Consider the following 10153-nt stretch of genomic DNA (forward strand, 5'->3'; position numbering starts at 1 on the left):
ATCGGAGACTTTGAATGGCAGGCATTGGCTTTGAGCTGCAACGTCTAACTCACAAAGGCGATCTGTCGTCTCATATACGGGCTGTCTTCCATGCAAGCATGGTCATCGCAGGCCCTTGGCTCATGTTCATTCTGTGTGTCCTGTTCATCTCACTTCTCACAGAACAGAAACTGGGTTTACCACTACTCACCGGCTTCAGAACAAAACTGATTTACATCCTCGGCCTTTCGCTTCTCACAAGCGCTCCCGTCTTGATCATCGCCATAAGGATGGCATCAGACGCTATTTATTTCAGAAAATTCCATCTCATCCCACAAATCTATTTAGGCGCGCTCTATGTCTGCGCATTGGTGACTGCAATTGTCAGTGCACCAATCCTGATAATGCTCCTGAATGTCCCCCTTCATGACGTGATAAGCATCATTGTTTCCTGCGTGATCGCCAGCCTGCTCTGGATTGCCCTCGGCTTCAGCTCAAGCCTGCAAAATTACAGAAGCGTCAGCCTATCCTTTGCAACAGGCTTACTTCTCACAGTTGCACTCATCATCTACAGCACAGCGCATAGTCCCAGCGAGTTTCATTTGCTTGGCGCCTTCAGCCTGGGATTCCTGTTGTGCTTTATTTGGCTTTCAACAGAAGTCCTCTTCACATTTCCCGCATCGCACTACTCTTTCACAACAACGCTGACATATGTTGCAGGCGCCATGAAGCGCTATTGGCCCCTCGCATTGGCCGCAATATTCAACATCAGCGCACTATGGGTCGACAAAGTCATCATCTGGCAAAGTGCAGAGGGCCAACTTCTGCCCAGCGGCCTGCGGCATGCCCCCGCTTATGACAGCTCAATATTCATAGCCCAATTACTGCTTATCCCACCTTTGGCGCTGTTTTTGATTGAGGCCGAAACCAACTTCTTTCGAAACTTCAGATCCTACATCCAAACGATCACAGGACATGGCACCCTCGTTGAGATCCGCGAGAAATCAGAAAACCTGAAGACAGAAGCGATCTATACATTAGGGCGCATCACTCTGATCCAGCTAGCGCTCTGCGCACTGCTTGTCCTGTTTTCTCCAATGGTGGTCGAATCTTTGAATTTTGAATACCGACAAGCTGCGATAATCCGAATTGCAGCAATTAGTGTGCTCTTTCAATTCTTGTTTTTCGCAGCCTCTACAACACTCATTTTCATCAATAAAAACATGGAAAACATGCTGTTGCAGCTTGCGTTTTTATTGCTCAACGCCAGTTGTACCTACGCAACCTTGTATCTTCCTCGGGAATATCTTGGCTTCGGCTACTTCGTCGCCTGCCTGACAGCAAGTTTCCTCGCGGTGGCAACACTGCAAAATGCCTTCAGAAAGCTGGACCAGCACATCTTCTTTCAGGCGCGTCTCTCCCTGAGGCCCAACACCTGGTATGAGGCTCTTCGTTAGAAGGCGACCAACGTATCCAACGGCCTGCGGGTAAAGAGAGAAATCACGTCCAACTCATCCAGTTCCTTGCGCGCGCGCCTACGCTTGTCTCCATCCTCCAGGTACTCGATTACGAAGACTGACAGACCATCCCTTTGCGCTTCAGCCAGAAAGCCCCAACTCCAGTCAATCAGTTGCGGGCTGTTACGGGCTCCATCTTGATAGGCGCCAAAAAGCAAATCTTCCTTGCTGATCCCGTCAATCTCATCGCGGTATTCGGGAAACCGAAGCAGCTCTTCCCCGTTCTGGGCAACGATAATGAAGCCGGGCTCCTGCGCTTTCGCCAGTCTGGAAATTTTCCCGACAAACTTCACCATTCTGGCCTGCGCTTGATCACCCTCATCATACCGCTGGAAAACATCAACACCATCCAGATACACACCATCATAACCAGCAGAAATGATGTGCTTGAGATAGGCCATAATGAGGCCTTGCCATTCTGGTTGCCAGAATTTGACGGTGTAATTACCGGGCCAATTGGGATTTTCATCACCCAGCCATTTAGGAGGGGTCTCCTGCCAGGTATCTTTCCAGTAATCCCGATAATCCTCTGCTTCACCTATGCTGAGATAAGCAAGCACACGACGTCTGGAACCATCTGGTTTTTCCTTAGCCTTGGCAATTTCGTAACTGGAAAACCGACCCCGCGCAGTGCCGTCTTTGGAGTAATCAATCACCACAAGATCGAGATCTGACCTATGGATTTTCTTGATCTCGATATTCTGCAGCTGAACGCCCCACCGCGACACATCATTCAACGGCGCTTGCATCTCTTCCACCTTGTCACTGGAGCAACTCAAAAGAAACAAAGCAGGAGAAAAAGCAGCAACAGCGAGGACAAACCTGAGGTAAAACATCGGCGCTCCATGCAACAGGCCCCACACCATATGCCCAGACAAAACACAACGCTATGCCTATTCTTTCTTATGAAAATTTCTCAGGTCAGCACTTCATTTTTGAACTCTCAGAATCTGATCTTCTTACCTGAGACATATTGTATTACGACACTCTACAAAGTTACCCCACTATCCCCTCACCAGATTGTCAGAAGCTGAGATAGGTCGGCGGGTGACTCGATCGCAGCAATAGAATCACGGGACGGCTGTTACTGGCATTTGGTGCTATCATTGTATACATACTGCTTTCCCCAAGTACCGGCACGCTCAGGAGATTAGCGCAACCAGCAAGGCTCTTGCTACTTCACTATCCTACATCAAAATCCATGAGGAGCTCAGCCAGCCCCCTCGTCTCCTCTCACAAGCTCAGTCAAGCATTCATGATAAGATCACTCATACCACTCAGCACGAAGCATTGGTGCCATAGCTCGACCATGTCCATACTGCAGCAAATGCGTCGCTCAATGTGACTAGACAGTAAGACGCGCGAGTGGATGAAAGAGAGCGTGTTTTTCACATTTCAACGCAGCTTTTACAAAAGCGCTCACCGCTTCTGACCGATGAACGCAAACGGTCTCAAACACATATCTCATCGACATCGCAAAGTTGGGAGGAGAAGCTCAAACCATCACAGCAATGACGCTCAAGTTCGCTCTTTGTTGCTCTCAAAACGACCATTTTTTACTTGAATCCAGACGAGTGATTTGCTGTCTAACACCTCAAAATCAGCGCAATTCGGCAGTTTTCCACGTTTTGTACAAAAAAATCGACGCTTATGATGGTAAAAGTTTATCAAGCGTATAAGTGCCGTTTTTTTAGGCAGAACACCTTAGGAAGACGAGTTAAACCTGAAAATTGCAACTGCAAAGCGCGATAGCAATACTCAACGAGAGCATTCCTGAAGGTTGCCCAAAAATAACTCATAAATCGTTGTATTTATTGATTTTTATATGATCCTAGAGTTTCTCGTAAAGTCCAAATAGCGATCTTATAGGTTAAGGTTACGTGATAAAATACGCTCTCTCAATCAGATGAAATTACCTGACTAACTCGCTAATCAAGCAACAAACGAATTTTGGTTAGTTTTCGCAATGTATGAATTACTAATATTTTAAATATTATACTTTGATTTAAGTAACAATTTGAGAGATCTAAAACTGATGATTATTTTTGCTTGTATAGGCGTGATCCATTTCCACTTATAACTGAATTGTTTACTACAAGCCTCAGCTTAGTTTCATATTACCTATTGGGAACCCCTACTCCAACTCTTAAGTAATCATATCTATTAGCTTTGAGAGTCCAACAGTTAATATTCATGGTTAACAATAAAGCTAAAATTTTAGTCACAATGACGCTGGGTAACTACTTCACTCATGCAGTGCAATAACTTTTTTGCTCGACATACATATTGGTATTAATATATTATTTACCATGTTTGATTGCACATAATACAGTCGAAAGCAAAAAATAGACTGATCTGGGGTGTGCCAAAACCACTGTAACGCATAGGCAAATTTTGTAGGGGCTGAGATGTCTGATCTAACGGGGCATAGATCCAACTTTCCTTCCTTAATTGGAACAACAAAGCCATCCTTAAAGTCTGGCACACATCCAGTTGTGGATGTTGCCGCTGTTTCAATTGCACAGCAATTTGCGTCTGTTCAGTTGAATTGGGTTGATCTGGAATTCGACGAAACAACAAAAGCTCTCTGGCTTTATATGAAAAGCGAAGGACGTCCTTGCTTTACACCTGAGTTGCTGAGCGAACTCGCACAGTCACAGGCCGTGATGAAGCGTCTTTTTGAGACTTATCAGCCAGCAGATCCGTGCCCGATCAACTTCAAGGTCGTCGCCTCTCGTATTCCGGGCGTTTACAATCTCGGCGGTGATCTTAACCTGTTCATCCAGCTTATCCGCGAAAAAGACCGTGAGAAGCTTCACAAGTATGCCGTTGATTGCATTGACGTTGTTTACCGCAACGCAATCTCTTCAAACCTGCCAATCGTCACGATCGGCATGATCCAGGGTGATGCATTAGGTGGTGGATTCGAAACTGCACTCTCTTGCGATGTGATCATCGCAGAACGCCAAGCCAAATTCGGCCTGCCGGAGGTTCTGTTCAATCTGTTCCCCGGCATGGGTGCTTACAGCTTCCTGTCACGCATGGTCGATGGCCGTGTTGCAGAAAAAATGCTTATGAGTGGGCGTCTCTACTCAGCTGAAGAGCTTCATGAAATGGGAATTGTTCATGAGGTTGTAGAAGAAGGTCAAGCACCGTTTGCGGTTCAGCTGTACATCACCAAGAACGCACGCAAGCACACCGCTCACTCTGCCATTTATCGCGCAGGCCGCACGGTTCAGCCAGTCGCTTATGAAGAACTGATTGACGTCGTCGAGATTTGGGTCGACGCCGCTTTGTCTTTGTCCGACCAAGACTTGAAAAAGATGGAACGCCTGACAAAAGCTCAGGATCGTCTCGGTGCTCCATCTGTACGTAAACAAGCTTTCTAGAGTTGTACTGGCTCTAAGAAAAATCCAGTGTGCTCAAGCGGTTGATAGGATTACTTCCTTCCTGCTTGAGCTGCTGTAGATACCTGGTCAGGTTTTCATGATCACGCTTTATCTTGCCTGACAGCTTACGCAGCATGTCTTCACCTAAGATCGGCATTTGAGGTGCAGGCAAGTTCTCCATATCATCACTCAGTTTCGCAACTTCCGTCGCCCCAAGGTTGACTGAAGCAGAACGAAGCGCATGCGCACTTGCCCGAAATAGCTCTGCATCCCGAGCTTCAAATGCAGCTTTAATATCGCGATGTAGCTGTGTGGTGTCTTTCAGATAATCTTCAATCACAGCAATAACGAAATCCAGACCACCAAGTGTTCTCAGTTGCGACAGGCTTGCATAGTCAATCCCGGAGGAAACTTCAGAGGAAAACCGAGGATGCTCGGAAATTGACGTTACCTGACTATTAGCAATCTTCTTGCGGGTGATGTTTTCGTAAACACCACTTTCTGCAATCACATCATCAACCAATGTCAGAAGCTTTTGCGGCTCGATCGGTTTGGTGGCACATGCATCCGCTCCAGCTTCCTGCGCATTTCGTGCTGCCGCGCGACTTGCATCTGCTGTCAGCGCAATAATCGGAAGGCGATCCTGTCCAAGTTCCGTAATACGATGCAACTTAATGGTCTCAATACCGTTCAGCACAGGCATATTGATATCCATGATCGCCAGATCGTAAGAGTTATCTTCCAACTCATCCAAGGCCAGTTCGCCGTTGCTGACGAGTTTGCAGGTATGGCCGCCCTTTTGCAGAATTTTCTCAATAACACGCTGGTTGGTCTTGTTGTCTTCAGCAACAAGAATGTTCAGCCCAATATAGCGACTGAAGTAAGCCTGTAGCTCTTCCTTAAGCTCCATGCCAGATTTCGCATCTTCCGCACCTGCGGCCCTTAGAGCCCAGGCAACCGCTTGCGTGGAAACCGGAACTTTGATCGAAGAAACAATACTTGGCTGGAAAACGTCTTCGCACTCTTTTTCCGATGCAGCTGAGTAAACTGGGATCAGATTGACGTTGTGATGGTGACCAGTCGATTTCAGCGCATAGTGCAGGCTATCCGACGTCGCTGCCAGAACATCTTCCCCAACGAAGAGAACAATCTTGCCGCCATCACTGGACGTTTGTTGACGCAAAGCACTGAAGGCACTGCCAACTGTCTCAAAACACTCATGCTCAATGCCACAATCCTGCAAAGAAGCAGCGCAAACATCCCGCAGATCCTTGCGTTTGGAGACAATAGCAACAGCTCCATCTTCCACTTCAAGCCGAATTGTCTCGTCACTTACGGCACGGCCTACTTTCAGCTCAATGACAAAGGTGCTGCCCTGCCCCGGCTGGCTGGTGACAAAAACCTCACCGCCCATCGCACGGACAACTTCGCGCACAATGGAAAGGCCAAGACCTGTCCCGCCAAACCGATCCACAATGCTGTCATCAGCCTGCGTAAAACGGTCAAAAATACGCGATTGAGCATCTTCAGAAATGCCAATACCGGTATCTTTAACTTCCAGCTGCAGTCGAATTTCGCCACCATCTGCTTCCTTGCAAACTGCGCGAATAGAAACAGAACCTTCTTCAGTAAACTTGACAGCATTCCCGGCAATATTCAGCAGAACTTCGCGGATATGGCGCGCATCGCCCACGAGGAGCGGAGGTAAGTTGCTGTCCACGTAGCGCGAAATGATCAACCCTTTACCACGCGCTTGGCCCTGCACAATCTGTGTCACCTCACGCAAGATCGAGTTCATGTCAAAGACCGTTCGACTGACGATCATTCGACCACTTTCAATCCGGCTAAAGTCAAGAATACCGTTGATCATGGAAAGGAGCGAGCTACCGGAATACTTGATGGTCTTCGCCATATCCCGCTGCTCAGCGTCCAACTGCGTATCCTGGATCAGATCACCCATGCCAATGATCGCATTCAGCGGTGTCCGCAACTCATGACTGACAGCGGTAAGGAACTGGGTCTTCGCTCTATTAGCGGTTTCAGCAGCATGCTGTGCTGCGGTCATCGATCTGATGAGCTTGCTTGCATAGAGAGGCACAACAACAAGACACCCAAGCAAACCTAGGCCAAGAATGAACTCACCTTGCCAGTATGGGGTCGTCAGCACCACTGCAAACCCACTCACAGAGGCAATTGTCGCCAATGCCAGATAATCCAACCCAAACCGGAAACCGTTACCGAAGATCACCCAAAGATAGATCGGAAACAGGATTGAAAGGTATTCCCCTCCCACATACAGCCCGGCAGAGACTGCCCCTACATCGAGAAAAATCGCAAGAACGCGCCGAAGTGAACTGATGTTCTGCGAGTAGAGCAGATGAGCAAGCAGTGCCAGGGACCCAACACCAAACGTGGTCATGATGACATTGGTCTGGAAGTTTTCATGAGATCCAAAAGTGATGTTCGAAGCAAGATAAGGCGTGATCAGCAAGGTAAACATAAAACGGTTCAGAGACATCTCGCCTTCACCGCCGCCCAACTGAATAATACGCTTATAAAGATCCTTTAATCCGCTCAACGGGAGCAACTGCAGCTTCGTTTTTCTGTTGTCGTTCATAGTTCAAACTCCGCCCCAGCCAACGCTCGTTGCTGCCCGTTCCCTTGCAAGTTCGCCGCTTGCTCTTCAAGGAGACGTAAAAAGTCCTCAGCAGGTACAGGCTTGCCAAACAAGTAACCCTGCGCCATTTCACAGCCGGCATCTGTGAGATATTCAGCCTGTTCCCAGGTCTCGACACCTTCTGCAATGATGGAGAGATCAAGGCTCTTACCCAACCCAACAATAGCCTTGATGATGACCGTGTTGTTCGGGTCCGTCATCATATCTCGCGTAAAGCACCGGTCAATTTTCAGGCAATCAACGGAGTATCTGCTCAGATATGCGAGGGATGAATACCCGGTCCCAAAATCATCAATCGAAATCGCAATTCCCATCTCACGGATCTCGCGCAAGTCGCGGACAGTTGCTTCTGAGCCGTGCAGAACGATGTTCTCTGTAATCTCAATCTCAAGCTTATCAGGCGGCAAACTGCAGGAAACCAAAGCATCTTTCAAAAGCTGTGGCACGTTCTGCTTACGGAATTGTGTTGGCGAAATATTCACCGCAATCCGAGGCGTCGCCACCCCTAAGTCGAGCCACTTCTTTGCCTGCTGACAAGCCGCAAAAATCGCCCACTCACCGATTGGCAGAATAAGCCCGACTTCTTCAGCAGTTCCCAAAAAGACGTTGGGAGCAACCACACCATAATCTGGTCGGTTCCATCTCAGCAGCGCTTCAGCACCAACAATCTCTTGAGTCCGCAAATCAATCTGAGGCTGATAAAACAGTTCCAGCTGATCATGCTCAATCGCGTTCCGCAGCTCAGCTTCCAACGCGACGGTTTCTTTAACGTGGTGATCCATCTTCGTCGAAAACAGATGGAAAGTGTTTCCACCATCTGCCTTGGATTGGTACATGGCCATATCTGCGCAACGCAGCAACTCTTCGCTGTTAAGGCCATCCTCCGGGTATTTGGTAATCCCAACGCTGGCACTCGTCTGAAGTTCCCGCCCACTGATATGGAACGGTTCTTCAACCACACTCACCAAATGCTGAGCAAAGCGCAGAGCCTCTTCTGAACTCTTCAAGTCCGTCTGGAGAATAGCAAACTCATCACCACCCAATCGCGCAACCAGGTCCGAACCATCTACACAGCGCAATAAACGCTCTGCGAGCACCTCCAGAAGGCGATCACCAGTACGATGACCCAAAGCATCATTGATAGATTTAAAGCGATCCAGGTCGATAAAATGCAGCGCAAAGCTACGACCGCTGTTTCGGCACTGGAAAATCTCTTCATCAATGCGTTCGCCAAGCATGGTTCTGTTTGGCAAACCCGTCAACGCATCATGGTGCGCAATATGAAGCAAATGCGCTTCTGCACGTTTGCGATCAGAGATATTGGTCGCGGTCGTCACAACGTGTGTTGTGTTCCCATCAACGTCCAGCAGAGGGCTTTTTGTAACGATAAAATGGAAGATATCACCAGCATGGTTTCGCTGTTCAATTTCATAGGGCGGCAAGGCTCTGCCCGTAATGAAAACCTTGCGATCCAAACGACGATTTCTCTCACGCGTAAACTTATCAAACTTGCCGTAAGTATCTTCACCAACAAGATCTGCCGTGGTCGAATCCAGAAAGCGCGCCCAGGCCGCATTCGAGAACGCGCATAGCCCATCTCGTGTACTGGTCGTGATCATAGCCGGAACACTGTCGATCACCTGCGCCAACTGCTCACGGGAGTCTCGGAGAGCTTCCTTGCTCTGTTGCTCTACGTTGACCAGTTCCTGTTCAAGAAAGCGAGCATGACGTTTGACCGCATTTTGCTCTTCTCGCAGAGCAAGCAGGTTTCTGGCCCGACTGACAAACTCATTGTGGTCAACCGGACTTTGCAGGAAATCAGTTGCGCCCGCCTCCAGCGCACGAATTCTAAACGAGCGATCCGTAAAGACGGTGATGACAACAATCGGCACATCGCTGCAATGCTCAAGCGCGCGCACCTTTTGCGTTAGATCAGCACCATCCATTTCCGGCATGCTGTAGTCGGTAATAATCAAGTCGGGGACGCTGCTCTCCATATATTCGAGAGCATCAACCGGCGAAGCAAAACAGTGCACTTTGACAGATGCATCTACAGCGAGAGCAAGCTTTTCAAAAATACTTCTATTAATTGCCCTGTCATCGACAATAACGATTGTTGTCATGCAGCTACCACCACGAGCCTAACTGCCGAAGGCAACAAACACCCGCAGCAGTTGAACAAATTCACCCCATGGTTATCTTCGCTTAAGGAGACAGTGTTAAGAAATGCCAAATAGTTATCATTAAATGCCTAGTATCAAACTTGTGGTTCTATTTACCTATCGGCATACATCAGTCGTCCACTGCCAGTGCACAGACGCTTTAGTTTCCTTCATCAACAAAATAAAGCTAACGTAAGCGGCAGTTTGCAGGGATTTCTACGGTAAATCAAAGGACTGCCCAATTAGTTACTGAAACATTGAGAACACAATAAAAAATTTTCTTCAAATTGCACTAAACAGTTGTGAATATAGATCCACATACACTCACTTAAAGCTAAAGCGTTTCGAGATTAATTTGAGATGCATCCTGCGGCTTTGAAGTAGTTCCAGCATTCTGTCGGATTGTAGAGGTCGCAGATTTCCCCGATG

General features: G+C 48.0%; 5 protein-coding genes. 2 read left to right on the forward strand and 3 right to left on the reverse strand.

All coding sequences use genetic code 11. The features are described 5' to 3' along the window. Nucleotides 1-14 precede the first annotated feature (14 nt). Nucleotides 15-1436 carry an exopolysaccharide Pel transporter PelG gene (pelG, locus tag PPL9_RS16135; protein WP_057463656.1) on the forward strand — a complete coding sequence of 474 codons (1422 nt, stop codon included), beginning with the start codon at nucleotides 15-17 and terminating at the stop codon, nucleotides 1434-1436. Here the strand turns inward: pelG and PPL9_RS16140 are convergent. Further along, nucleotides 1433-2332: an MJ1477/TM1410 family putative glycoside hydrolase gene (locus tag PPL9_RS16140; protein ID WP_208989414.1), complete on the reverse strand. Its 900-nt coding sequence runs from the start codon at nucleotides 2330-2332 to the stop codon at nucleotides 1433-1435. The two genes, pelG and PPL9_RS16140, sit on opposite strands and share 4 nt — an antisense overlap. 1572 nt (nucleotides 2333-3904) lie before the next feature. Here PPL9_RS16140 and PPL9_RS16145 point away from each other — a divergent pair. Beyond that, a complete protein-coding gene (locus PPL9_RS16145) occupies nucleotides 3905-4885 on the forward strand; it encodes a crotonase/enoyl-CoA hydratase family protein (protein WP_057463658.1) in 981 nt (326 codons plus the stop codon). A gap of 13 nt (nucleotides 4886-4898) precedes the next feature. On the opposite strand, the gene PPL9_RS16150 is transcribed toward PPL9_RS16145, so the two are convergent. Together PPL9_RS16150 and PPL9_RS16155 are read right to left on the reverse strand one after the other, a co-directional pair. Then, nucleotides 4899-7502 carry a hybrid sensor histidine kinase/response regulator gene (locus tag PPL9_RS16150; RefSeq protein ID WP_057463659.1) on the reverse strand — a complete coding sequence of 868 codons (2604 nt, stop codon included), beginning with the start codon at nucleotides 7500-7502 and terminating at the stop codon, nucleotides 4899-4901. Further along, entirely contained in the window at nucleotides 7499-9685 is a 2187-nt protein-coding gene (locus PPL9_RS16155; protein WP_057463660.1) for an EAL domain-containing protein, read from the reverse strand. Before PPL9_RS16155 ends, PPL9_RS16150 begins: the two co-directional genes overlap by 4 nt. Nucleotides 9686-10153: the final 468 nt, after the last annotated feature.

The sequence above is a fragment of the Pseudovibrio sp. POLY-S9 genome, assembly GCF_001431305.1.
GTDB lineage: Bacteria > Pseudomonadota > Alphaproteobacteria > Rhizobiales > Stappiaceae > Pseudovibrio.

What these genes read in the sequence shown, in the direction of transcription:
- PPL9_RS16155 (WP_057463660.1), bottom strand. Translation starts at nt 9,685, where the DNA reads ATGACAACAATCGTTATTGTCGATGACAGGGCAATTAATAGAAGTATT.
- PPL9_RS16150 (WP_057463659.1), bottom strand. Translation starts at nt 7,502, where the DNA reads ATGAACGACAACAGAAAAACGAAGCTGCAGTTGCTCCCGTTGAGCGGA.
- pelG (WP_057463656.1), top strand. Translation starts at nt 15, where the DNA reads ATGGCAGGCATTGGCTTTGAGCTGCAACGTCTAACTCACAAAGGCGAT.
- PPL9_RS16145 (WP_057463658.1), top strand. Translation starts at nt 3,905, where the DNA reads ATGTCTGATCTAACGGGGCATAGATCCAACTTTCCTTCCTTAATTGGA.
- PPL9_RS16140 (WP_208989414.1), bottom strand. Translation starts at nt 2,332, where the DNA reads ATGTTTTACCTCAGGTTTGTCCTCGCTGTTGCTGCTTTTTCTCCTGCT.